Source organism: Roseimaritima multifibrata, assembly GCF_007741495.1.
In the GTDB taxonomy this organism is placed as follows: Bacteria; Planctomycetota; Planctomycetia; order Pirellulales; family Pirellulaceae; genus Roseimaritima; species Roseimaritima multifibrata.
Genome location: NZ_CP036262.1, coordinates 2,172,376 through 2,195,437 on the forward strand (window position 1 = coordinate 2,172,376; position 23,062 = coordinate 2,195,437).

Genomic DNA, 23,062 nt, shown 5'->3' on the forward strand with positions numbered 1-23,062 from the left:
CCGCATGTTTGCGGCCGAGTGGCTTTTTCTAAGAGCCTTCCGGAAAGGATTTAGAAGGAGGTCGGAGGAGGCGCTTGCTGGCTATTTCCGAGGTATCGTGCATCGCCAAAGCCAAGGATCGGAAAGAAAATCGGCCCCAGGAAGGCAAGTCCCAGTCCAAAAGCCTGACTCTTGCCGAAGTATTTGGCGACATCCAGGCTGACCAAAATGGCGATGATGAAATTCACCAACGGGATGAAAAACAAAACAACCCACCACAGAGGTCGTTTGGCGATTTCAAGCAGGACAATGATGTTGTAGATCGGCACGATTGCTGCCCAGCCAGGTTTGCCAGCTTTGACAAAAACCTTCCACATGCCCGCGATCACCAAGATCAGCACAGCAATATAAATAACGAAGATAACTAGGCCGCAGATTGCGCCCACAATTCCTGCAGCTGCGTCACCGTTGTTTAGTTGTTGGTCCATAATGAAATTCCAGTCGAAAGACTTTAGCGATAAGAGAAGGAGAAGGGGGGTACGATCGCACCATGATAGCAATACGGGGTGCAGGTTTCTAGATCGATCTGAAAAGTCCAATCGAGCGTTCTATGGGCAATGGGCTTGTCGGCAGGTAAGCTTTGAACAGACAGCGAAGCGGTTTTTTAACCGTTGTTTAAGCCTTCCTTTTTTCTGTTGATTATGCGTAACCCCGATCGTTATGACCGCCAGCGGCGATTCGCTCTGGTGGGGGAAAGTGGTCAACGCCGACTGCTGGAATCCCATGTTGCGGTGCTGGGGTGTGGTGCCCTGGGAACGGTTGCGGCTGAAATATTGGCTCGAGCGGGCGTCGGCCGGCTTCATTTGATCGACCGCGACACGGTGGAGTTGACCAACCTGCAACGCCAGAGTTTGTTCAATGAAGCGGATGCCGAAGCGGGCCGTGCCAAGGTGGATGCGGCGACAGAACGCCTGCGAGCGATCAATTCTCAGATCGTCATCGAACCGCATCTGGTCGATGTCCGAGCCGACAATATTGCAGCGTTGCTTTCCGGTGCGGACCTTGTGATTGATGGCACCGACAACTTTGGAGTTCGGTTTCTGCTGAATGATTATTCGCTGGAAACAAAGACCCCTTGGGTTCACGGCGGGTGTGTGGGGGCCACCGGGCAAGTCGCATTTTTCACAGGCCGGGGATCGCCCTGTTTTCGTTGCTTGATCCCTTCGCCACCCGACCCTTCGACCGTTCAAACATGTGACACCGCCGGAGTGATTGGAGCCGCAACGCATACCATTGCCAGTTTGCAGGCGATGCGGGCAATCCGTTTTCTAAGTCACGATTCGGCCGTTGGTGAACAGGACGAAGCGACGTCGGCGGACGCATCGGAAGTCCTCTCGCTTGATATGTGGCGAAACCGCATTCGCACGCTAAATATTGCAGATGACAACTGCCCTGCTTGCAAACAGGGCAAGCGAGATTTCTTGCATGGGACGATGTCTGCGGTGGCGGATCAAAGTGCGGTCCTCTGTGGACGCAACGCGGTGCAGATCCATCCGCAGGGAAATTCGCCAAACCACCGCATCGATTTTGACCGTATGCAGAAGGCTTGGCTGAACATTGGCTCGCTGGACCGCAACGCGTTTTTTATCCGTTTGCACCTTCCGCAGGACCAATCTTTGACGCTCTTTCGCGACGGACGAGCGGTGGTCGGTGGTACGGAAGATCTAGCGATTGCCCGTTCAATCTACGCAAAATATGTGGGAGGCTAAGAAATATGGCAAGCAACCACTTCGGTCCCGATGGGCAGGCACGGATGGTCGATGTCAGCGAGAAAGCGGTGACCGTCCGAACCGCAACCGCCGAGACGATCGTCCTCATGCAACCGAAGACGATGGAAATGATTCAGGCCGGTACGCATCGCAAAGGAGACGTTTTGGCGGTCGCACGTTTGGCGGCGATCATGGGCTGCAAGCAGACCGCCAGTCTGATTCCGCTGTGCCATGCGATCCCGATCGAAGGGGTGGATGTCACCTTCGAACCCTTCGAGGAACCAACGGCCACCGAAGCGAGACTTCGCTGTCAGGTGACGGTCCGCACGACCGCGAAAACTGGGATTGAGATGGAAGCGATGACGGGAGCGTCGATCGCTGGTCTAACGCTGTACGACATGTGTAAATCGGTCGATCGCCGAATGGAGCTGGAATCGATCCGCGTCGTGGCTAAAGCGGGTGGCAAATCAGGCGACTGGTCCGTCGATTAGGTTAGTTTTGCCAATTCGTTTGCGACCAGGGTCGGGTCGTCTTTTTCTTGCAAATAGGCGACTCGGTCGGCTGGCAGCCCTGCTTTTTCCAGGTGTCCCGCAAGCCGTTTCCAGACCGATTCTCGTTTCTTGCCTTCGCTTAAAAATAATTCAGTCACCAATTCCTGCGATTTTTGCAATGCAATCGCATCGCGGTTCTTGTAGTAGTTCTTGATAATCTTCTCTTGGTGTCGAGAATGATTGGCCATGAAAGGGCTCTTCATGAAGGAGATTCGAAATGGGCAAGTTCCGCAGCCAAAACAGACGGTGCGGGGGGCTACGTCATGACGGGACGTGGCTTATAGTAGTCTATCGTCAAATGCCGCTCGGCAATCAAGTTCCTGTGGCCGATTTGCCAGTTCGGCCTTAAACGTACTGAATTTTCCTAAGAATGTCTGTTCAAAACGAACCCTCGCCGGAAAGGCGCTGGATGTGTCGCGGAGTCCGTGGCGCGACAACGGTTTCAGCCAACGATCGCGATGAGATTCTGACCGCGACGCGTCAACTGTTGGCTTTGGTGGTCCGCCGCAATTCGATCCAACCGCGTGATGTCGCCAGCGTCACGTTCACGGTCACGAAAGAACTGGATGCCGAATTTCCCGCGTTGGCAGCCCGCCAATTGGGTTGGAACGACGTCCCCCTGCTCTGCAGCTACGAAGTTGCGGTCCCAGGATCTTTGCCCAACTGTATTCGGGTCATGATCCTCTGGAATACCGATCGGGCGCAACAGGACATTCAACATGTTTACATCAAAGGGGCGAAAGCGCTGCGCCCTGATCTTTCCAAGCTGCCTCCGGTCGACTTTGATGAATTGGAAAGTTGGATCCAGCAGCATATGAACGACAATCAACCCAGCGCCTAAGCAGGCCTTTACACAAGCGTGACATGACGACGATCAAGTGGACCCATAGTGCCCCAGGCAGCGTGCTTTATGCCGCGGGTGCTGTTGCCCTGAACCGGCCGATCAGCGATCCGGAGGTCGATGCCCTTCTGATCGGGCCCGTTACCGATATCAACAGCCAAATCGGTTCGACGGACCTGGAACTGACGACGTTTTGGGAAGCTTTGATCGCGGCCGGATTTGAAGATTCCGACGACCCGAAGCGGTGCGAGCAAGCGCTGGCCGCCGCCGGTTGTTCCCCTCTGGCACTCGATACCTTGGCACGTGCGGTCGCCGGTAAACTGACCGAAATTCGACTTGCCTATAATGAACGGTTTCCGAAGTTAGCCGAACAGTTGCCTCTTCGCGGACGTCCCCTGCAAACGGCTTGGGATGAACGAGGACGTGGGATGTTAGTGCAAATCGGCCAACAAACGCATGCCGATCTGTTGCCTAAGAAGGTGGAGATTCGACTGGTGCAGCCGGTCAGTGGCGGAGGCGGTTATGTCGATTTTCAGCATCAAGCGATCTGGGTCGAAGCGATGCTGACCAACGTCGATCCTCAAGTCCCCGAACTGTTGCGAATCGCCTGGCTGGTCGCCCGTTTGGGGATTGGACAAGGGGGCGCGAACCGGATGGTCGAAGCGACACACCTGCCGGTTGTCGCCGCCCTCGGTCTGATTCCAATCGTGCTACAGGCGGGGCAGAATCTGGACCTTGTGCCGCCGGGAGAATTGCCGATCCAACGGACTTTGGACCTCTGGCAGCAGGGGGCCGCGCCCGCGACAACCCTCGTCCTGCAAGATTGGTGGCGTCAGGTGAACAGCGGTTCAACCCCCTTCCCCGTCGCTTTAAAAGCACTGGACCGGATGCTTGCGTCGGAGTAAATGTCTGCTCCATTGCTCGCCACATCCGATCGCCACATCCGATTGCCAAAAACGCTCGGACGGCCGGCTTTTAAACGCTTTTCTTTTTCATCATGTGGAACAACCATTCCGGTGAACCGTGTCGAAGTTGGTCGACGATCACGGCGATAATGATGATCCCACCGATGATGATATGGGTGTAGGTGTTGGGAATCGCCAGTTGGCTACAACCGCTCCGGATGACGGTAATGATCAATGCCCCGATCATCGATCCCCAGATCGACCCCCGTCCACCACTAAGGCTGCCTCCCCCTAGCACGACCGCCGCGATGATCTCCAGTTCCTTGCCGGTGCCATCGGTCGGGTTCCCGTTTTTGACATCCGCAAAATAGAGCAGTCCCCCAAGTGCCACAAACAAACCGGCCAAGGCGTAGACCGATACGGTCATTGCGGGAACATTGATTCCGCATAATCTGGCGGTTGATTCGCTTGATCCAATCGCAAAAATGTTTCGCCCGAACACCGAATACCGCATCATCAACCCCACCCCAAGCGCCAACAGCCCCGCGATAATCACACTGCTGGGAATTAGCAGTCCCGGAATCAGGTAGTGGCTGGGATCGGAACCGGTGTAGCAAAGGTATTTAAGCCATTCGGGAATGTTCTCCTTCGGCGCATAGACCGTCGAAGAATCGGACAAGATCTGCCCGATCCCCAAAAAGATGGTCATTGTTCCCAGGGTCACAATGAAGGGAACGACTCGGGTCAGGCTGATCAGAAGACCGTTGGCTAAACCACATAGGCATCCTGCAAAAATGGTCGCCGCCAGGGCGGTCCCCATGACCATCGCAAACCCTGGATCTGCAGCGGCCACTTCCGAATTCTTCAGTTGCAGGGCGAGGACCGTCCCGGACAACGTCAACGCGGTCCCTGCCGATAGATCGATTCCTCCTGCGATGATGATGATTGTCATTCCGCAAGCGGGGACGGCAATCAACGCGGCGCTGCTCATCATCACGCGCAGATTTCGCCAGGACAGAAAATAACCTTCACTCCACATCCGGTCCGCCAGAACGAACAGAACGTAAATGACGATCAGTGCCACAAAGGGGCCCATCGCGCCGCCCCATTTTTTTATCAGTCGAAACATAGTCTTCTTTGTCTAAATCGTATCGGTGCCAAGGGCAACGGCAGTGGTCATGATTTCGTCTGCCGTCCAGTCCGCGGCATCGCGAACCTCGCGGACTTCGCCACGTGCCATCACGCCAATCCTGTCGCAGACAGCAAGTAATTCCGGAAGATAGGAACTGACGAAGACGACGGTTTTTCCTTCCGCGGCAAGGTTGCCAATCATTCGGTAGATCTCGGCTTTTGTGCCAACATCGATCCCTTTGGTCGGTTCGTCTAGTAGTAGCAGCTCAGCTCCTTGGTGCAAGATTCTTGCCAGCGCAACCTTCTGTTGGTTTCCGCCGGATAGTTGGGAGACCGGCTGAGTGGCGGAAGCTGCTTTCACTTCCATCCGTTTCATCCACTCGGTCGCCGAGCGGTGTCGCTTTCGCAAATTCAGCCATCCCCAGCAGGAGTAGGGTTGCAGGGCACCCAGCGTAATGTTTTCAAGAATCGATAAATCTTGAGCCAGCCCTTCGCCTTTGCGATCTTCAGAGAGGAATCCGAATCCGGCGGCACGTCTAGCTCTGACGGAATTGCCTACGACTCTTTGATGGACCAGGATCTTCCCTTTATCGGTCGAATCCAATCCAAAAAGGGTCCGCAGCAATTCGGTTCTACCGGCTCCCACCAACCCCGCCACGCCAAAGACTTCACCGCGATGCAGTTGCAGAGAAACGTTTTGAGGAGTTGGGTTGCCGGATAATTCTTGGATTTCGATCCACGGTTCAGCGACCGAATGAGGCACTGCCGGATAAAGCTCCTTCACGTCGCGACCGACCATTAAAGAAACAATTTGATCATCAGAAATGTCGTTGATTGATCCGTCACCGACGTTTTGTCCATCACGTAGTACCGAATAAGTGTCCGTGATATCGCGAACCTCTTCCAAAAAATGGCTGATGTAAACGATGCCGATTCCACGATCTTTCAGCTTGCGAATGATATCGAATAAGCGGGCAACATCCGCTTGGGGAAGGGAACTGGTCGGTTCATCAAACAGAATGATCCGGGCGTTGCTGACCAAAGCACGCGCGATTTCGACCAGTTGCTGCGTGGCAACGGATTGTTCGCCGACAATGGCTCGGGGATCTAGGTCGCTCAGGCCGACCGTCTGTAAGGCTTCGCGGACTTGAGGACGGTCGCGATGTCGCAGCAACAGTCCGAAACCGCCCTGCCCCAGTTGAAGGTTATCTTCAACGCTCAGCTCGGGTGCTAGGTTCAGTTCCTGGTAGATCATTCCGACGCCTTGGCGTCGCGCGTCGGCAGGTCCCGCAGGTCGAAAATCCTTGCCGTCGATTTTCATCTGTCCACGGTCGGCAAAGTGAGCACCACTCAGCACTTTTAACAAAGTGCTTTTACCGGCTCCGTTTTCACCGATCAACGCTAAGACTTCCCCAGCGCGTACCGTTAGTGAAACATTGCGAAGCGCCTCGGTCGGGCCAAACCGCTTGCATACGTTCGATACTTGAAGTAGCTCCGTGGACATTTATTTAACAACTTCCTCGCTGAAAGACTGAGGGATCATCCAATGCTTATTCTAGGATTTTGGGTTTAAGCAATGATTGGATCTCTGGCTCCTTCATGTTTTCAGGGGTCGCAACATGTTCACCGGTATTGATGACCGCTTCGGTCGGCTTGCCGTCCAGTTCGGCTAAGATTGCTTTCACCGCTTGGTAGCCCATCGCGATGGGGTCCTGAAGAACGACGCCGCTGCAAGACCCATCCGACATCGCTTCGATCAGGGCATCGCTTGTATCAAACGCGACAAGTTTGACTTTGCCATTCAGCCCTGCGTTTCGCAGGGCTTCTAATGTTCCGTTTGCGTTTGGTTCACAGACTGCAAAGATTCCGGCGAGGTCTTTGCCATGTTGTTGCAGCAATTGATCAGCCATCTGTTTGGCCGTGGTGGCACTTTCTCCCGCATACTGATCTGACGAGACGACTTTGATTTCTGGGAAGTCTTCCAGGCCGGCAAGAAAGCCTTCTTCGCGCTGTTCGGTACTCTCGCTGCCAGGTAGATAGCGAAGCAGAATCACGTTCCCTTTTTCGTTGATCGATTTTGCCATCTGTTGGGCAGCCAGTTTGCCACCGTGGTAATTGTCGGTTGCGACGTAGCTGATGATTTCGGGCCCTTCATCCAGCCCGCTGTCAAAAATGACGACCGGGATTCCTTCGGCGATCGATTCCTCGACCGCGTCGACCAGGCCTCCTTTTTGATTAGGGGCAAGCACGATTCCGTCAACGTTCATCGTGATCATGTTCTTGACCGTTTCGATTTGGCTGCCGGTGTCGCTTTCGACAACAGGTCCACGCCAAATAATTTCGACGTTCCCTGCTTCGTCAGCAGCCTTTTGGGCTCCGAAGTGAACCGATTTCCAGAATTCGTGACTGGTTCCTTTCGGGATGACAGCGATACGCCGCATGCCGTCCGCGGTTGAATCCGACACTGTGGAGGAGGACGAACCGCAGCCAATAAACAAGAGAGCGGACAGACTGAGCAAGGTGAAACGCAGAGGATTCAAAACAAGGGCTCCGCTGATGAGGCAAAAAGAATGAAGCAAATGGACGTCAAGGGCCGGTTGAGTGACCGAAGCTGCCATAATAGTAATGGATGTTGCCCCTTGCCTGTATCTTTTCTCGATGCGTTTTTGGAGGAATTCCGAATGAATGGCGTCCGACAACCGACAGCGAATCCAACGATAGGCCAATACCTTATCCAACGCTTGCAGGACTACGGTATTCGAGACATCTTCGGGATCCCGGGAGATTACGTCCTTTCTTTTTATGGGCAGCTGGAACAGAGTGATTTAAACGTCGTTGGCTGTACCCGTGAGGACTGTGCAGGGTTTGCCGCCGATGCGTATGCCCGTCTGAATGGAATCGGGGCGGTCTGCGTAACCTACTGTGTGGGGGGATTTAGTGTCGCGAACAGCATTGCGGGGGCGTTCGCTGAAAAATCACCCGTCGTTGTGATTAGCGGTTCGCCGGGAATGAACGAACGTCAGCACGGAACTTTACTGCATCACAAAGTCCGAGACTTTCGCACTCAATTGGAGGTTTTTGAAAAACTGACCATCTGTGCGGTGGAATTGTCGGATCCTCTGGAAGCGTTTGCTTTGATCGATCAGGCGCTTGAGGCAGCCGATCGGTATAAACGCCCCGTCTATATCGAATTGCCTCGAGACATGGTGCATGTCGTCCCACCGATGAATCATGCTTCTCACCGGCCCCCTGTGGAAACCCATCCGCAGGCGCTTGACGAAGCGATTCGCGAAGTGGTCCAGCGACTGCAGAAAGCAGAACGCCCGCTGATTTTGGCGGGAGTCGAAATCCACCGTTTCGGTTTGCAGGATTCGTTGTTGGCGCTGGCCGAGGCGACGCGGATTCCCATCGCAGCGACGATCCTTGGAAAGAGTGTCGTTAGTGAACAACATCCCTTGTTCGTCGGTTTGTACGAAGGGGCGATCGGGCATCCCGAAATCACTCAATATGTCGAGGAGAGTGACCTGATCTTGATGCTGGGGACTTTTTTGACCGACATCAATATGGGAATTTTTACGGCGAATCTAAAACCGGACCAGTGCGTGTTGGCAACCAGTGAGCAACTTCGGATCTCGCATCACTACTTCCACGACGTTCCGCTTGAGCCGTTTTTACAAGCCTTGATCGCGGAGGATTTGTCTCCTACCACTCGCCAGGTTCCGGATCCACTGCGCGCGCTAAGAAGAATGAAAGCGATCGAAGTCCAGCCGAATGAACCGCTGCGAACCAGCCGCATGATGTCGCTGCTAAACCGTTATCTCGATCCTCAGACCGTCGTCATCGCGGACGTGGGGGACTGTTTGTTTGCGGCAACGGAACTGGTAACCCATGATCGAGGTGAATTTCTTAGCCCCGCCTATTACACGTCGATGGGGTTTGGAATCCCTGCCGGCTTGGGGGCAGCGGTCGCGAAGAGCGACCATCGAATTGTGATTCTGGTTGGCGACGGCGCCTTTCAGATGACCGGCCAAGAAATGTCGACTCTGATTCGGATGGGCGCTGCCCCGATTGTGATCCTGTTGGATAACCATGGGTACGGAACCGAACGGTACCTGCACCCAGGTGAATGGAAGTACAACGAAATTCAACCTTGGAATTACGCTCGGTTACCAGAGATCTACGGAGGTGCCCGAGGGACGCTTTGCACGACGGAAAAAGAATTCGAATCCGCCTTGACCGTCGCATGGGATGATCGCTCGAAGTTGCATTTGCTTCAGTGTCGGCTGGCAGAGAACGACGCAAGTGAGACGCTGAAAAATATCGCGGCCCGAATGGGAGAGCGAGTCGGTTAAGGAGAGAGGATCCCGTGCAAATCGAACCGGCAGAACTTACGTCGCTGCGAATGCACCAGCGAGAAAGGGGGGCTGAGGATTCGAAAGCTGCGGCAGATTTCTGGCCAGGCTACACGTCGGTAATGCGCCGGCGAACGGTTGGGGCTGGGCTAGGTGGTGTTTGACGCGTTTCAGTTGCTGGAGTATTGACGTTGAAATGAGGCGCCGGGACCGTGGGCGCTGGTGCCTGCCGAGTCGCTGCGCCATCCATGTCTCCCAGGTATTCTTCGCGGACTTGCGGATGGCGTTTGACTTCATCCGGACTGCCGTCGATCAATACCTGTCCTTTGCTGATCACATAACAGCGATCGACGGTTCCCAAGATTTCGCGAGCCGCATGGTCGGTGATTAAAACGGCAATCCCGGCGTCTCTTAATTGGTGGATCACGCCTTGGATCGATTGCACCGTTACCGGATCGATTCCCGCAAAGGGTTCGTCCAGCATCACGATCCGTGGTTGTGATACCAGGCAACGGGCAATTTCTAATCGTCGTCGTTCTCCACCGGATAGCCCGGACGCCCGGCTCCGGCGGATGTGGGTGATGTTGAACTCTTCCAGCAGCTGATCGGTCCGCATGTTGCGTTCTTTGCGGCCGACGCCCAGCAGTTCGAACAGCGATGAAATGTTTTGCTCGACGGTCAATTTGCGAAAGACGCTGGGTTCCTGTGGCAGGTATCCCATGGCTCCGTCGCGGGCTCGCCGGAACATCGGCCAGTCGGTGACGTCTTGGCCGCTTAGAAATACGCGTCCACGGTCCGGTTCGACCATGCCACAAATCATCCGGAAGCTTGTCGATTTACCCGCCCCGTTGGGCCCCAGTAAACCAACAATCTCCGCTTCGCCGACGTGCAAACTAACGCCATCGACAACGCGCCGGCGGCCATATGTTTTTTGTAAATTGACTGCTTGAAGAATCGGTTCGTGCATCCTGCTTTACCTTACTTATCGAATCAATTTGATCCGTTTGACATTCGGAGTAAACGGGACAGGGCGGTTCCAAGGATGGGGCCAGAAGACCAGCAACGCTTTGCCGACCAATAGATCACGTGGCACAAAGTGGCTTCTGGCAAATTTATAAGCGTCTTCATCGGGGACCGGTGGGAATTGATAGGAGACCCAGCTGCGGGCGTCTTTGCTTTCCGGGCTGTTGTCGCCCATCGGAAAGAACTGATCGGCCTCTAGTTCGAATTCGATGATCCGCCGTTGGCTGAACAGATTGGTTTCGGCCCACAATTGTGGTTCGTCCATAATGCGATGGATTTGATTTGTGCTCGGCGAGCTTTCATAGTCGTTCATCTTCATGCCACCACGACTGGCGATGTAGTACTGGTCGCGGTACAGCCGAAATCCGTCGACCGTGGCGGTTCCCCCGGCAACGGCGATTCCGACAGGGGCTGCGTCTAGTGGATCGGCGGAAGATGTGTGGGGACGGTCTTCGAAGGAGCTGCCATAAGTGGCTGGGTCAAAGGTCGCCAAGCGATCAAATTCAATGGAAGAACCATCGACCCAAAGACGTAGCTGATTGTCGATGTTGGAAAACCGCAAAGTGTGGCTCTGCCCTGCGAGGACGGATGTGGTCGCTGTGCGATTTTTTTCCCCATCGTCGAATGTATAGGGTTCGCTACCATCAATCGAAAGGGTCGCGGTTCCCGAGGTTAGATCGATTGTGCATCGATAATGAACGCCCGCTTCGACGATCTGTAAGACCGCTTCTTTGACATTCGCATCCGTTTCCAAATCGACTTCAAACGTCAGGTCGCCAACCCAGTGCAGTCCGCCTCTCAATAGACCGTTATCTGACGAACCGCGAGGAAGCACCCCGTCGCTGTAACCTAAACTGAAACCGTTGGGCCCGCGGACTTCGCCACGATTGGCGGTAACGTAAGAATCGTATTGATAGAAATCGGTGATCGCTGTGCTGTGATATGGGGAACCGGTAATTTCCCCGCCATCATCTAGTTGGGCTCTCTGTACATCGGACAGGACGTTGTGGAAGTATCGCAACCACTCCAGTTTGTCATTCGCCTGTACCGTTGCCGTCAGGCCCTCTTTCGATTGCTCGATCTGCCACGAATCGGTTGGTGGTTCGGTCGCATCCAGACGCCATGGTTGCAGGCGACTAGGGAAGCCTGCCTCTAACAAGTCGGTCGCCTGGTAGGCCGAATCGTAAACGATATGAGCCGTTGGCATCACCTTGTAGTCTGGTTTCCGAGCGATCGAGAAAACATCCGAGCCCAGTGGACGGGTATAGATGTCGCCGCGGTCGACTCGCAATGTTTCTTCAGGAAGACCAACCAGTCGTTTGATGTAGTTCTGTTTTGGGTTGCCCGGATATTTGAAAACGATCACATCCCATCGTTTCGGCTCTTGGATCGCGTACGCAAACTTACTAACCAAAATTCGGTCGCCGCTAAAAGTGGCATCATTTGCTTCGGCTTGAAGGCTGAGGATGTTCTGTTTCCGACAGATCGGGCAACGTCCGGCGACAACATCTTGGGAATGGCCCATTTGCCCGCCGTAGGTTTGTGGATCCAGGTTTTCGACACTAGCGCCAACCCGGAAATTGTATCCACACTCTTCGCAGAAAAGGTCTTTATGGGCTCCCATCAGGGTCGGAGCCATCGAACCGGTGGGAATCACAAACGCTTCCGCTACGAAGCCGCGAAAGAGCAACGCCAGGATAATGGCGACGCAAACCGATTCGACCGATTCGCGGAGCCCGGCAACGGAACGCTGGTAGCGCTTTTGTGCTGCTTGATCGGTTGCGTCTCCAGCAGTCGACTTCGAGCCGGATTTCGTAGAAGTTGCCATGACAAAACTAAATAATGAAAGGTTAGGGGGAATTGGAAGTTTAGTAAGTTCCCCCAGCGAGCGATACGCCGAAAGAGCTCGATCACGGTCGGTGACCGCGAGACCGGAAAGCGGTGTGGAACCCTTTCCTTTTCTCGCATCGAGGCAAAACCTCCTGAACGGAAATTCCCGTCCGTGCTCGACTATCTCCTGCACAGCCATTCGTAAGTTGCAGATCACATGTTCTTGCGATATTTCGCAAAGCGGGCGATCCATGCGTTGGTTTTGATCAGGTCCCGATTCCGGTCGCAGAGTGCCCCCCACGAGGGGATTTCCGGCCAAGCATCGGTGAACTAACAGGTTCTACCCATGAATGGATTCGATCGCGCGGAAGAAATCTTGGACATTTGCGAAATCTCGATAGACGCTAGCGAACCGAACGTAGGCGACTTCGTCGATCGGCCGCAGCCGGCGGAGGGTGATTTCCCCGATCTCCTGACAGAGGATTTCCTGGGAATTGCGCAGAAGGACCTCGCTCTCGATTTCCTCCACCACCAATTCGATACGCTCGGTGCTGACGGGCCGTTTCCAGCAAGCCCTTTCGATCCCGCGACGGATCTTTTCCCGATCGAACGGCTGCCGGCTCTCGTCCCGTTTGACGACGCGTAGGCTTAGTTCTTCCAGCCGTTCGTAGGTCGTGAACCGTCGATGGCAGGAACCACAGCTCCGGCGTCGCCGGATCATGAATCCATCTTCCATCGCCCGGGTATCGATAACCCGGTCGTTGTCACGTTTACAGAAAGGACATCTCATCGATCAATCCTCATTGCGATTGTCGCTTTGGATCGACGGAGGAATGGGTAATGTGCCCTCGGATTTGAGCGGTTACTTCTACTGGAGAGAGTGTCCCGTCGATGGTCCGCAGGATCCCGTGCCGTTCGTAGTAATCAAGCAGCGGGGAAGTCGTGGTACGAAAAATATTCAGGCGAGCCGAGATGGCGTCCGCGTTGTCATCCGCTCGGCATTCGATCGTCGCCCGCTTAAGCAGTCGTTTGACCAGCTCTTCCTGGGGACATTGCAGATAAAGGACTAGATCGATTGCGTCGTCTAGTTCCTGCAAGTGTTCGTCCAACAACTGAGCCTGAGGAATGGTTCTGGGGAAGCCATCGAATAGACAACCCTTTCGGCAGTCTCGATCACGCAGTCGCTGCTTGACCATTCGCATCACAAGATAGTCGGGGGCAAGATTCCCGCCGTCGATGTAACCAGCGATTTGCCGGCCAAGAGCCGAACCTTGCTGTAGAGTCTCCCGCAGCATCTCTCCAGTCGAGAGATGCGGGATCTGGAGGAACCGGATCAAGCGATCACATTGGGTCCCTTTACCAGCACCCGGCGGTCCGATGAAAACAATCCGCATCACGTACTTTTGAAGCCGAGGTTGTTAATACCGGATCGCCGTCGCCTAAAAGCATTCTAGCTTTCAAGCATGCCACGATAGTTTCGCATCACCAAGTGACTGTCGATCTTCTGGATCAAGTCAAACGCCACACTAACAGCGATCAGCAGTCCAGTACCGCCATAAAAACCGGCGATCGAATAAGGCACCCCAAGGGAAGCGTAGACGATCGTGGGGACGATTGCGACAATCGCGAGGAAGGCCGCTCCGACGTAAGTGATTCGAACCATCACCCGTTCCAGGTGATCGGTCGTGCGTTTCCCGGGACGATACCCAGGAATGAACGTTCCACTCTCCTTCAACTGGTCAGACATTTCCTTCGGATTGAAGGTGATCGCCGTCCAGAAGTAGCAGAAGAAGAAGATCAGCAGAATGTAAAGCATGTTGTAGAAGTAAGACGTTCCGTCGCTCAGCGTTGTGCTGGCACGAAGCATCATTTCACTGGTTCCACCCTCAAACCTAGCCGCCAAGAAACCCAACATCACACCGGGGATCATCAGAAGGCTACTGGCGAAAATGATCGGCATCACGCCGGCTTGGTTGATTCGAAGTGGAAGGAACTGTTTGGTTCCGCCGTAGACGCGGCGTCCACGGGTGAACTTCGCACTTTGAGTTGGGATTCGTCGCTGTCCCAAGGTGATAAAGACCACCCCGAAGACAACACTCACGAACAGGACAACGAGGATGATCAATGTTTCGACACCGATCGTTCCACTGCCAAGTCCAACCAAGTTGTATTCCATATTTCCGATCAGCTCGTAAAGCGCGATCGGCATCTGAGCAAGAATCCCGGCCATGATCAACAAACTGATCCCATTGCCGATCCCGTACTCGTCGATTTGTTCTCCAAGCCACATCAGGAAGACCGTGCCGCAGGTCATCACAAGGACCGCGACGACTTGCCAACCTATGCCTAGACTGCCGTTGACCAGGAAGTCCGGATCGATTCGATCCCCTCCGACCAACATCAGGCTGAGGTAGAGGTAGCTTTGCACCAAACAGATGATCACTGTTAGGTAACGAGTGTATTCGTTCAGCTTTTTCCGTCCCGCTTCGCCTTCTTTCTTCAGTTCTTCGAGAGGTTTCCAGACGCTACCTAGCAGTTGGAAAATAATCGAAGCCGAGATATAGGGCATAATGCCCAGGCCGAAGATCGTTGCGTTACGCAAGTCACTGGCGGCGAAGATACTGACTTTTTCAAAGAAGTCCGCTGCCCCGCCACTAGGTTCCGCGCCATCCGAAGCGGCGATCATTGGGAGAGGGATGTGAAAACCGATCCGATAAATGGCAAGCAAACCAAGCGTCAGCAAGATTTTGCGTCGCAATTCAGGGATTGACCACATGATGCGAAGCTTTTCGATCATCGCAAGTTGTCCATTCGTCCGACGGGAGGACTGTCGCAGCGATCAAGCTACGTGTGAATTATGAATTACAAAAAAAGGCGACCGCCATCGGTCGCCAACAATTTACTGTTTTTCAGCAAACGAAGCGAGACGAGTTAGGCTTGCTTTTGTTCTTCAGCAAGAGCCGCAACACGTTCTTTCGGAGTTCGCTTCGGGGCGATCCGGTTAACGGTACCGCCGGCAGCCTTGATCTTTTCTTCAGCCTGCTTGCTGAAGCGATGGGCAGTCACGGTAAGTTTCTTGGTCAGTTCGCCTTCGCCCAGGATTTTGACTTCGTCAAAAGTTCCTTTAGCGATGTGCTTTTCAGCTAGCAATTCGATGGTGACTTCTGCACCTTCGTCGAACGATTTGTCCAAGTCGCCAACATTGACTGCAAAGACTTCAACGCCCCATTTATTGTTGAATCCACGCTTTGGGATTCGACGAATCATGGGCATGGCACCCCCCTGGAAAATTGGATTCCGGGAGTAACCACTGCGGCTCTTGTGACCCTTGTGTCCACGAGCGGCTGTTTTGCCCGTACCGGACCCAGGTCCACGACCAATTCGTTTGCGCGGTTTGTGCTTCAGAATACCGCGATGGACGTCTTCAAGATTCATTGGATTGTCTTTGGCTTACAAATCTAAAATGGGAACGGGCAATCGCCTAGGCGGATTGTACCGGCGCGGCAGCTTTAACGGGAGCCGACGAGGTTTCGCCTCGAAGCTCATCCGGATCCAGTCCACGCAAAGCAGCAACTTCATCGCGGGTTCGCAATTTGCTGAGTGCATCAATGGTCGCTTTGACCAGAGTGACAGGATTGTTGGTGCCGTAGCTTTTGGTCAAAATGTCGTGGATGCCGCATGCTTCGCAAACCGAACGAACGGCTTGTCCAGCAATGATACCGGTACCAGCACCGGCAGGGATCAACAAAACCTTGGCAGCTCCGAAACGTCCCCAAACTTGGTGAGGGATCGAACCCTCAACAACAGGAACGTTGATCAGACTGCGGCTGGCTTGCTTCTGGCCTTTTTGGACGCTTGGTGGAACTTCGTTGGCTTTACCGTAGCCCCAGCCCACGCGACCTTTGCCATCACCGACGACGACCATTGCTGCGAAACTAAAACGGCGACCACCTTTAACAACGGCGGCACAGCGTTTGATTTTCACAACGCGGTCAAGCAATTCGCCTGGTTGGTTTGATTGCGACACGATCGACTCAAATGTTTGTTGGAGATTGGCTTGTTAGAACTGCAAACCAGCTTCGCGAGCTGCATCCGCAAAGGCTTTCACACGACCGTGGTAACGGTTGTGTCCGCGGTCAAGCCGCACTGATTTAATTCCTGCTGCAATCGCTTTTTCAGCGACAGCTTTCCCGACAGCAGCAGCGGCGTCGCAGTTTCCACCGTAAGGACTTGCGTCCCGGCCGGCTTGATCACGAGTGCTGGCAGCGACCAAGGTCTTGCCTGCGGTATCGTCGATCAATTGACATGCGAAGTGCTTCAAGCTGCGTTCGACCGACATACGCGGCGAATCGGCAGTGCCACGCAACTTGTTACGAGTGTGGCGACGTCGACGTAGCCGACGTTCGTTTAATTTCTTTTGTTTATCCATCGTCTTATCTCGCAGCGAACCGGTTGAATGATCCGTTCTTATTAGGTGCGGGTTACTTACCGGCTGCCTTACCTGGTTTCAGTTTGATTTGTTCGCCTTGGTAACGAACGCCTTTGCCCTTGTAGGGTTCAGGTTTTCGCAGCGAGCGAACTTCTGCGGCAAACTGGCCAACCTGTTGTTTGTCACAGCCGCGAACCACCACGTGGGTTTGATCGGGGCAGGTCACGTCAAGGTGGCCAGGAATCTTCTTGTGCAGTTCGTTAGCATACCCAACTCGCAGCTGAAGGGTATCCCCCGAGATTGCTGCCAGGTAACCGACGCCTACGATTTCCAATTTCTTTTCGTAGCCCTCGGTGACACCGATGAGCATGTTTTGGACCAGAGTTCTAGTCAGTCCGTGGAAGGCACCCGCTTCGCGGGTTTCCGATTCACGGACGACGTTGACCTGGTTGGTTTCGCTGTCAACGTTGACCGAAACTTCGGGTCGGTGTACGTATTCCAGCTTACCCTTCGGTCCTTCAACATTAATCGTGCGCCCTTCGACGGAGATACTTGCTCCGTTGGGAATAGCGACAGGTTTTTTACCTAAACGACTCATAACAACTGCAAAGGTTTATAAGGATGAAGGAGGTCAGTTGAACGATGAACCCATTGGGATTTGCTTAAGCCACTTCGGCCAAGACTTCACCACCAACGTTATCGCGTCGAGCTTCGCGATCGCTCATGACACCACGACTGGTGCTAATGATGCGGATCCCTAGGCCACCCAGGACGGGCTTAAGCTCACGACTGCCGGAATACAACCGACGGCCTGGTTTACTAACGCGTTTGATCGTTTGGATCACGCGTTCACCATTGGGCCCATATTTTAATTCTATTCGCAGGATATTAGCCGGCGACTCTTCGACATCCTTCCAGTCCCAGATGAAACCTTCGCGTTTAAGCACGTCGGCGACACCTCGTTTTACACGACTGGTCGGAATATCCACAAAGCGTCGTTCTACGCGAACGGCGTTGCGGATTCGGGTTAACATGTCTGCAATCGGGTCGGTCATCATGGTATAAGTTCCCCTACCAGCTGCTCTTACGGACGCCTGGAATTAAACCCCGGTCGGCCAACTGGCGAAAGCAAATCCGGCAGAGGCCGAACTTGCGATACACTGATCGCGGACGTCCACAAAGGTTACAACGGTTTTCACGACGAGAGGAAAACTTCGGTTCTCGTTTCGCCTTGGCGACTTTTGATTTGCTGGCCACTGGGCGGCTACCTATCGGTTTCGTATCAAATGATTGGCGGTAAACTACGCTGCGGAGCCTTTAGGCTTCGCTTCGCGGAACGGCATCCCGAGGGCACGCAACAATTCGCGGCCGTGCTCATTGGTCGTCGCTGAGGTGACGACCGTGATGTTCATTCCTTGAGGCCGGGTGAATTTATCCGGATTCAATTCTGGAAAGACCAACTGCTCAAGCAAGCCCATGCTGTAATTGCCACGGCCGTCAAAAGCGTTTGGATTCACTCCGCGAAAGTCACGAACTCGTGGCAGTACGACAGAGATCAAACGGTCCATGAATTCGTACATCCGTGAACGACGAAGAGTTGTCATACAACCGATCGGCATACCTTCACGAAGGCGGAAATTCGAAATCGACTTACGGGACAAAGTAAAGACTGGTTTCTGACCAGCGATCTCTGTCATCGCTTCGTAAGCGAGGTCCAAGTGCTTCTTATCTCCCACAGCGGAACCGACACCCATATTAATGGTGACTTTTTCCAAGCGGGGAATCTGATGCGAATTCTGGAACGCAAATTGTTCTTGAAGAGCGGCGCGAACCTGCTCTTGGTATTTTTGCTGTAACCGTGGTATGGATGCCATGGTTGGGGGTTCTCGTTAATGTGCTCGGCGATAGTGGTCGAGCGGGGTGGAAAACGTGTCTGCCGAAGCAGCCAGCAGGTTTAAGCCTGTTGGGCGTATTTTGGATTGGGAGGGCTGATTTCGCCAAGTCCGGTGTTGGACTTCTTAGCGTAACGTTCTTTGCTGCCGTTGCTAAGGTACCGGATGCCGATGCGAGTCGCTTCGCCGTTGGTTGGGTCAACCAACATCACGTTCGATGCGCTGATCGGCATTTCTTTGCTCAGCCGCCCACCCTGTGGGTTCTTCTGGCTGCGGCGAACATGTTTGTATACCCGAGCCACACCCTCGACGATCACCTTGTTTTTTTGGCGGTCAACCTTCAGGATCTTGCCTTTCAGGCCACGGCTGGCTCCGGCAATCACGACGACTTGGTCATCAACGCGAAACAACATTGCAATACTTGAGGTGAGTAGGGTAATTCTGTGTGGAATACGAACAATCAGGTAGAAGCGTTTTAAACGACTTCGTTGGCCAGACTGACGATCTTCATGTAGTTTTGCTCACGCAGTTCACGAGCGACCGCACCAAAGATACGAGTCCCGCGAGGCGACTTATCTTTGTCGATCAGAACGACGGCGTTGCTGTCAAACCGAATGTAACTGCCATCGGCTCGGCGGGTTGGCGTTTTGGTGCGAACGATTACCGCTCGAACGATTGCCTTCTTTTTAACGTCGCTGCCCGGGATCGTGCTCTTGACACTACAAACGATGATATCACCGATCGTAGCGAAGCGACGCCGCGTACCGCCCAACACTTTGATGCACATTACTTCACGAGCACCCGTGTTGTCGGCGACATTCAGTCGTGTTTCTTGCTGAATCATGGATCTACGCTGCGCGAGGCAACTTCAATTAGTTAAAAATGGTTTAGTATCGTATTTTAGGAGTCGCTGGATTCGCCAGCGGCTTCATCGTCACCGATGTGAGCGGTTTCAATCGCTTCGGCTTCGGCAGCGTTCTTACGAGCGGCACGCAAAGCGGCAACATCGACTGCGGTGCTCTTTTCGATCACGCGAGTCAATTCCCAACGCTTCAGTTTGCTCATCGGTCGTGATTCGATCAGTTCCACCAAATCACCAACCCCGGATGAATTTTCTTCATCGTGAGCGTAACAAACCGAACGTTTTTTGACGAACTTCTTGTATTTGGGATGCTTGACCAGGCGGTCGATTTCGACACGCCGCGTCTTGCTCATCTTGTCGCTGGTGACGACGCCGGTAACAACGCGCTTAGGCATAATGGACTGACTGAATCTATAAAGTGAATCGGAAAACGACCTGGGCAACTAAGCCTTGGTACGTTCGGTTTGGATTGTCTTGATACGAGCGATTAAGCGTCGATTCTTCCGCAGTTCGCTGGGAACATCCAGTCGTTCGGACTGGGATTGGAACCGCAGTCGAAACAGCTTTTCGGCTGTTTCTTTGCTGGTCAGTTCCAGCTGTTCGTCGCTCATTTCGCGAAGTTCAGCGGCTTTGGTCATCGGAATGTCTCAATGTTCACAAATGAATTGGGTTCAAGGCGTTGCCGCCTTGACTTTGCTTGCCTCCAGTTTCTCGCTCCCGAGGGAGACGAGGTCTGGTAATCATCATCGACGTCCGCTACGCGGGTCGTCGACTAACGAATCGCACTTTAACCGGCATTTTGCTGGCGAGTCGTGCAAAACATACTTTTGCTTGTTGTTCGGTCACACCGCTTAATTCATACAGGATCGTCCCCGGTTTTACCGAAGCAGCCCAAAAGTCGGGCTCACCCTTACCCTTACCCATCCGGGTTTCTAGCGGAGTGCTAGAGACGGATTTGTCTGGGAAGATGCGAATGTACAATTTGCCTTCACCGCGAACGTATTGCTGAGCAGCGATACGGCCTGCTTCGATCGTCGTGGCTTTGATCCAACCCGGTTCCAGAGACTGGATACCGAAGTCGCCAAAGACCACGCGATTTCCGCGAGTCGCGCTACCTTTTATACGTCCTCTTTGGCTTTTGCGATGCTTGACCCGTCGCGGCATCAGAGCCATCGGCTTCGTCTCCGTAAGTACCTTGGTTGACCCACACTTGAATACCGATGTGCCCCTGTGGCGTCATCGCTTCGGTGAATCCGTAATCGATTTTTGCGTTCAATGTGCTCAGCGGGATCGAGCCGCTGCTCTGCTTCTCGCGGCGGGCCATTTCTGCCCCACCTAACCGGCCTGCCAACTGGATCTTGATCCCTTTGGCTCCGGCATCCATGGTCTGTTCCATCGATCGTTTCATCGTGCGACGAAAACTGGAACGTTTTGCCAATTGCTGAGCGATATCCTCGGCCACCAACTGGGCTTGCAGTTCGGGACGTCCCACTTCTTCAACCTTAAGGTTGACGCGACGACCGATCAGGTTCTGGACCTCACCTTGCAGGACTTCGACTTCTTGGCCTTTCTTGCCAATGATCAAACCTGGGCGAGCGACGTACAGGATGACGCGAACTTCATCTCGCGTTCGTTCGATCTCAATGCGATCGATTCCTGCATTTTTGTATTGTGTTTTCTTGGGGTGCTTCTTGATGAAGTTACGGATTGTATGGTCTTCCAGCAACAACTCCGCGAAGTCCTTCTTAGACGCATACCAGCGGCTGGACCAGCCACGAGTGACGCCCGTACGGAATGCAATTGGATTGACTTTTTGTCCCATAACCTTACTCGTTCGTTCTTGCCGTTAAGAAAAGGCGGTAGTTTAGCTGAGTTCGCTGATCGGCGTCAGGCCGACAGTGATGTGACTGGTTCGTTTTTTGATCATAAAGGCCATTCCGCGAGCTCGAGGTCGAATTCGCTTGAACATCGGGCCTCCGTCGACGCGGACGTCCGTCAGTACCAGTTCTTCGATTCGAAAGCTCTGGCCGCCGTTCTGATCCGCATCGGCCGCGTTGCCAACAGCACTTTGAATCACCTTCTCCAAGAAGCGAGCTCCGCGTTGCGGTTGGTACCGCAGCAGGTCAAGGGCTTCGTCGGCATATTTGCCCCGTACCATGTTGGCAACTAAGCGTACCTTTTGGGCACTCATACGGGCGTTTTTGTGTCGAGCTGTAAAAGTGGTCATAGCTATCTGCCGCTTACGCGGATGTGTGATTCTTGGACGGGAAGGTGTCTCTAGCGTTTGTTGCCCTTGCCACCGTGACCTCGAAAGGTGCGGGTGGGAGCAAATTCGCCCAGTTTGTGGCCGACCATGTCTTCACTGATCAGCACTTTGACGTGTTTCCTGCCATCGTGAACCATGAAAGTCACGTTGACAAACTCAGGGACGATCGTACAGGATCGAGCCCAAGTCTTAATCGGTTCAGATTTGCCGGTTTCGGCCTGCTTCTGGACCTTGAAATACAGCTTGGGGTCGACGTGGGGCCCTTTTTTCGCGCTGCGACTCATGGCAATTGTGGGTGCGGGTGTAGTTATCTAGTAAATTTCGACTTGGCATCCGGCGGACGTCGGAATGCGGCTTACTTGTGCAGCTTCAACTGACCGTTACGACGGCTCTTGCGGCGTCGAACGATCGAGCTGTTGCTTGGTTTACGCTTCTGGCGAGTTCCGCCACCCTTGGCACTCTTGCCTTGAGGACTGACTGGGTGACGACCACCCTTGGTCCGACCTTCACCACCACCGTGCGGGTGATCGACCGGGTTCATGGCGGTACCACGAACATGCGGACGACGTCCCAACCAGCGTGAACGACCGGCTTTTCCAAGCCGAACCTTGCTGTGGTCCGTGTTGCCAACTCGTCCAACGGTCGCTCGGCATACCGATGGTACGCGACGAACTTCACCACTTGGAAGTGACAGCTGAGCCCAGTCCCCTTCGCGAGCCATAAGCAACGCTTCGGTTCCTGCTGAGCGGCACATCGAAGCACCGCCACCAGGGCGAATTTCGATGCAGCTGACAGTTGTTCCCACGGGAATGTTTTTCAGTGGCAAGCAATTGCCGGTTGTTGCAGGGGCTTCCGGGCCGTTCATGACCTGGTCGCCAGCTTTCAGGTGCACAGGAGCGACGACATATCGCTTGTCACCATCGGCGTAATGCAACAGTGCAATGCGAGCCGATCGGTTCGGGTCGTACTGGATCGAATCAACCTTTGCAGGGATTCCATCTTTGGTGCGACGGAAATCGATGATTCGATATTGCCGTTTGTGACCACCACCGCGATGGCGGGCGGTGATCTTACCTTGGTTGTTGCGTCCACCATTTTTCTTCTTCGGAACCAAAAGGTTCCGTTCCGGTTTCGCACCTGGCGTCAGTTCAGCGAAATCGCTGACCGAAGCGTTGCGTCGCCCGTTGGTGGTCGGTTTGTATATTCGGATGCCCATGGCTTTACCTGTTAGT

31 protein-coding genes are annotated in these 23,062 nt (G+C 53.9%); 5 read left to right on the forward strand and 26 right to left on the reverse strand.

The window, feature by feature from the left end; all coding sequences use genetic code 11:
- Positions 1-50 precede the first annotated feature (50 nt).
- Positions 51-467, reverse strand: coding sequence for a DUF5684 domain-containing protein (locus FF011L_RS07910; protein ID WP_218933079.1), 417 nt, complete (start codon positions 465-467; stop codon positions 51-53).
- 213 nt (positions 468-680) lie between these two features.
- Here FF011L_RS07910 and FF011L_RS07915 point away from each other — a divergent pair, with 213 nt between their 5' ends.
- Together FF011L_RS07915 and moaC are read left to right on the forward strand one after the other, a co-directional pair.
- On the forward strand, positions 681-1,748 hold the full coding sequence (locus FF011L_RS07915) for a ThiF family adenylyltransferase (RefSeq protein ID WP_145351099.1): 1,068 nt from the start codon (positions 681-683) through the stop codon (positions 1,746-1,748).
- Between the two features lie 5 nt (positions 1,749-1,753).
- Entirely contained in the window at positions 1,754-2,239 is a 486-nt protein-coding gene (gene moaC, locus FF011L_RS07920) for a cyclic pyranopterin monophosphate synthase MoaC (RefSeq protein ID WP_145351100.1), read from the forward strand.
- On the opposite strand, the gene FF011L_RS07925 is transcribed toward moaC, so the two are convergent.
- Entirely contained in the window at positions 2,236-2,487 is a 252-nt protein-coding gene (locus FF011L_RS07925; RefSeq protein WP_145351101.1) for a hypothetical protein, read from the reverse strand. The two genes, moaC and FF011L_RS07925, sit on opposite strands and share 4 nt — an antisense overlap.
- A 182-nt stretch (positions 2,488-2,669) precedes the next feature.
- On the opposite strand from FF011L_RS07925, the gene aroH reads away from it, so the two are divergent.
- Entirely contained in the window at positions 2,670-3,140 is a 471-nt protein-coding gene (gene aroH, locus FF011L_RS07930; RefSeq protein WP_246109803.1) for a chorismate mutase, read from the forward strand.
- 23 nt (positions 3,141-3,163) lie between these two features.
- Positions 3,164-4,045, forward strand: a complete 882-nt coding sequence (locus tag FF011L_RS07935; protein WP_145351102.1) for a hypothetical protein — start codon at positions 3,164-3,166, stop codon at positions 4,043-4,045.
- A gap of 70 nt (positions 4,046-4,115) precedes the next feature.
- On the opposite strand, the gene FF011L_RS07940 is transcribed toward FF011L_RS07935, so the two are convergent.
- From FF011L_RS07940 to FF011L_RS07950, 3 genes are read right to left on the reverse strand one after another with little or no spacing between them, the layout of a single operon-like run.
- Positions 4,116-5,174 carry an ABC transporter permease gene (locus FF011L_RS07940; RefSeq protein WP_145351103.1) on the reverse strand — a complete coding sequence of 353 codons (1,059 nt, stop codon included), beginning with the start codon at positions 5,172-5,174 and terminating at the stop codon, positions 4,116-4,118.
- A gap of 12 nt (positions 5,175-5,186) precedes the next feature.
- Positions 5,187-6,680, reverse strand: coding sequence for a sugar ABC transporter ATP-binding protein (locus FF011L_RS07945; protein ID WP_145351104.1), 1,494 nt, complete (start codon positions 6,678-6,680; stop codon positions 5,187-5,189).
- A 46-nt stretch (positions 6,681-6,726) separates the two neighbouring features.
- Positions 6,727-7,641, reverse strand: coding sequence for an ABC transporter substrate-binding protein (locus FF011L_RS07950; RefSeq protein WP_246109804.1), 915 nt, complete (start codon positions 7,639-7,641; stop codon positions 6,727-6,729).
- A 216-nt stretch (positions 7,642-7,857) separates the two neighbouring features.
- Here FF011L_RS07950 and FF011L_RS07955 point away from each other — a divergent pair, with 216 nt between their 5' ends.
- Entirely contained in the window at positions 7,858-9,528 is a 1,671-nt protein-coding gene (locus tag FF011L_RS07955; protein WP_145351105.1) for an alpha-keto acid decarboxylase family protein, read from the forward strand.
- A 109-nt stretch (positions 9,529-9,637) separates the two neighbouring features.
- Here FF011L_RS07955 and lptB read toward each other — a convergent pair whose 3' ends face one another.
- From lptB to rplB, 21 genes are all read right to left on the reverse strand, one after another.
- Positions 9,638-10,495 carry an LPS export ABC transporter ATP-binding protein gene (gene lptB, locus FF011L_RS07960; protein ID WP_145351106.1) on the reverse strand — a complete coding sequence of 286 codons (858 nt, stop codon included), beginning with the start codon at positions 10,493-10,495 and terminating at the stop codon, positions 9,638-9,640.
- A gap of 15 nt (positions 10,496-10,510) precedes the next feature.
- Positions 10,511-12,379, reverse strand: a complete 1,869-nt coding sequence (gene lepB, locus FF011L_RS07965; protein ID WP_145351107.1) for a signal peptidase I — start codon at positions 12,377-12,379, stop codon at positions 10,511-10,513.
- Positions 12,380-12,721: 342 nt separating this feature from the next.
- Positions 12,722-13,171: a transcriptional regulator NrdR gene (gene nrdR, locus FF011L_RS07970; RefSeq protein WP_145351108.1), complete on the reverse strand. Its 450-nt coding sequence runs from the start codon at positions 13,169-13,171 to the stop codon at positions 12,722-12,724.
- A 10-nt stretch (positions 13,172-13,181) separates the two neighbouring features.
- Positions 13,182-13,775, reverse strand: a complete 594-nt coding sequence (locus tag FF011L_RS07975; RefSeq protein ID WP_145351109.1) for an adenylate kinase — start codon at positions 13,773-13,775, stop codon at positions 13,182-13,184.
- A 56-nt stretch (positions 13,776-13,831) separates the two neighbouring features.
- Positions 13,832-15,178 (reverse strand): preprotein translocase subunit SecY, encoded by a 1,347-nt coding sequence (gene secY, locus FF011L_RS07980; protein ID WP_145351110.1) that lies wholly within the window; start codon positions 15,176-15,178, stop codon positions 13,832-13,834.
- Positions 15,179-15,312: 134 nt separating this feature from the next.
- Positions 15,313-15,816 carry a 50S ribosomal protein L15 gene (rplO, locus tag FF011L_RS07985; RefSeq protein WP_145351111.1) on the reverse strand — a complete coding sequence of 168 codons (504 nt, stop codon included), beginning with the start codon at positions 15,814-15,816 and terminating at the stop codon, positions 15,313-15,315.
- Between the two features lie 46 nt (positions 15,817-15,862).
- Positions 15,863-16,408 carry a 30S ribosomal protein S5 gene (rpsE, locus tag FF011L_RS07990; RefSeq protein WP_246109805.1) on the reverse strand — a complete coding sequence of 182 codons (546 nt, stop codon included), beginning with the start codon at positions 16,406-16,408 and terminating at the stop codon, positions 15,863-15,865.
- Positions 16,409-16,441: 33 nt separating this feature from the next.
- Positions 16,442-16,810 carry a 50S ribosomal protein L18 gene (gene rplR / locus FF011L_RS07995; RefSeq protein WP_145351113.1) on the reverse strand — a complete coding sequence of 123 codons (369 nt, stop codon included), beginning with the start codon at positions 16,808-16,810 and terminating at the stop codon, positions 16,442-16,444.
- A gap of 52 nt (positions 16,811-16,862) precedes the next feature.
- Positions 16,863-17,408, reverse strand: a complete 546-nt coding sequence (gene rplF / locus FF011L_RS08000) for a 50S ribosomal protein L6 (RefSeq protein WP_145351114.1) — start codon at positions 17,406-17,408, stop codon at positions 16,863-16,865.
- A gap of 64 nt (positions 17,409-17,472) precedes the next feature.
- Positions 17,473-17,868 (reverse strand): 30S ribosomal protein S8, encoded by a 396-nt coding sequence (rpsH, locus tag FF011L_RS08005; RefSeq protein ID WP_145351115.1) that lies wholly within the window; start codon positions 17,866-17,868, stop codon positions 17,473-17,475.
- Positions 17,869-17,881: 13 nt separating this feature from the next.
- Positions 17,882-18,067 carry a type Z 30S ribosomal protein S14 gene (locus tag FF011L_RS08010; RefSeq protein WP_145351116.1) on the reverse strand — a complete coding sequence of 62 codons (186 nt, stop codon included), beginning with the start codon at positions 18,065-18,067 and terminating at the stop codon, positions 17,882-17,884.
- Between the two features lie 44 nt (positions 18,068-18,111).
- On the reverse strand, positions 18,112-18,684 hold the full coding sequence (gene rplE, locus FF011L_RS08015; RefSeq protein WP_145351117.1) for a 50S ribosomal protein L5: 573 nt from the start codon (positions 18,682-18,684) through the stop codon (positions 18,112-18,114).
- Between the two features lie 80 nt (positions 18,685-18,764).
- Complete coding sequence (gene rplX, locus FF011L_RS08020; protein WP_145351118.1) at positions 18,765-19,115, reverse strand: 50S ribosomal protein L24; 351 nt, start codon at positions 19,113-19,115, stop codon at positions 18,765-18,767.
- A 62-nt stretch (positions 19,116-19,177) separates the two neighbouring features.
- Complete coding sequence (gene rplN / locus FF011L_RS08025; RefSeq protein ID WP_145351119.1) at positions 19,178-19,546, reverse strand: 50S ribosomal protein L14; 369 nt, start codon at positions 19,544-19,546, stop codon at positions 19,178-19,180.
- Between the two features lie 56 nt (positions 19,547-19,602).
- Positions 19,603-19,959, reverse strand: coding sequence for a 30S ribosomal protein S17 (gene rpsQ / locus FF011L_RS08030; RefSeq protein ID WP_145351120.1), 357 nt, complete (start codon positions 19,957-19,959; stop codon positions 19,603-19,605).
- A gap of 48 nt (positions 19,960-20,007) precedes the next feature.
- Positions 20,008-20,202 (reverse strand): 50S ribosomal protein L29, encoded by a 195-nt coding sequence (gene rpmC, locus FF011L_RS08035; RefSeq protein WP_145351121.1) that lies wholly within the window; start codon positions 20,200-20,202, stop codon positions 20,008-20,010.
- A 118-nt stretch (positions 20,203-20,320) separates the two neighbouring features.
- Entirely contained in the window at positions 20,321-20,737 is a 417-nt protein-coding gene (rplP, locus tag FF011L_RS08040; RefSeq protein ID WP_145351122.1) for a 50S ribosomal protein L16, read from the reverse strand.
- Entirely contained in the window at positions 20,676-21,386 is a 711-nt protein-coding gene (rpsC, locus tag FF011L_RS08045) for a 30S ribosomal protein S3 (protein WP_145351123.1), read from the reverse strand. Before rpsC ends, rplP begins: the two co-directional genes overlap by 62 nt.
- A gap of 42 nt (positions 21,387-21,428) precedes the next feature.
- The gene (gene rplV / locus FF011L_RS08050) at positions 21,429-21,791 is read right to left on the reverse strand and encodes a 50S ribosomal protein L22 (RefSeq protein WP_145351124.1); all 363 of its coding nucleotides are present in this window, start codon (positions 21,789-21,791) and stop codon (positions 21,429-21,431) included.
- A gap of 50 nt (positions 21,792-21,841) precedes the next feature.
- Entirely contained in the window at positions 21,842-22,114 is a 273-nt protein-coding gene (rpsS, locus tag FF011L_RS08055; RefSeq protein WP_145351125.1) for a 30S ribosomal protein S19, read from the reverse strand.
- 71 nt (positions 22,115-22,185) lie between these two features.
- On the reverse strand, positions 22,186-23,046 hold the full coding sequence (rplB, locus tag FF011L_RS08060) for a 50S ribosomal protein L2 (RefSeq protein WP_145351126.1): 861 nt from the start codon (positions 23,044-23,046) through the stop codon (positions 22,186-22,188).
- Positions 23,047-23,062 lie beyond the last annotated feature (16 nt).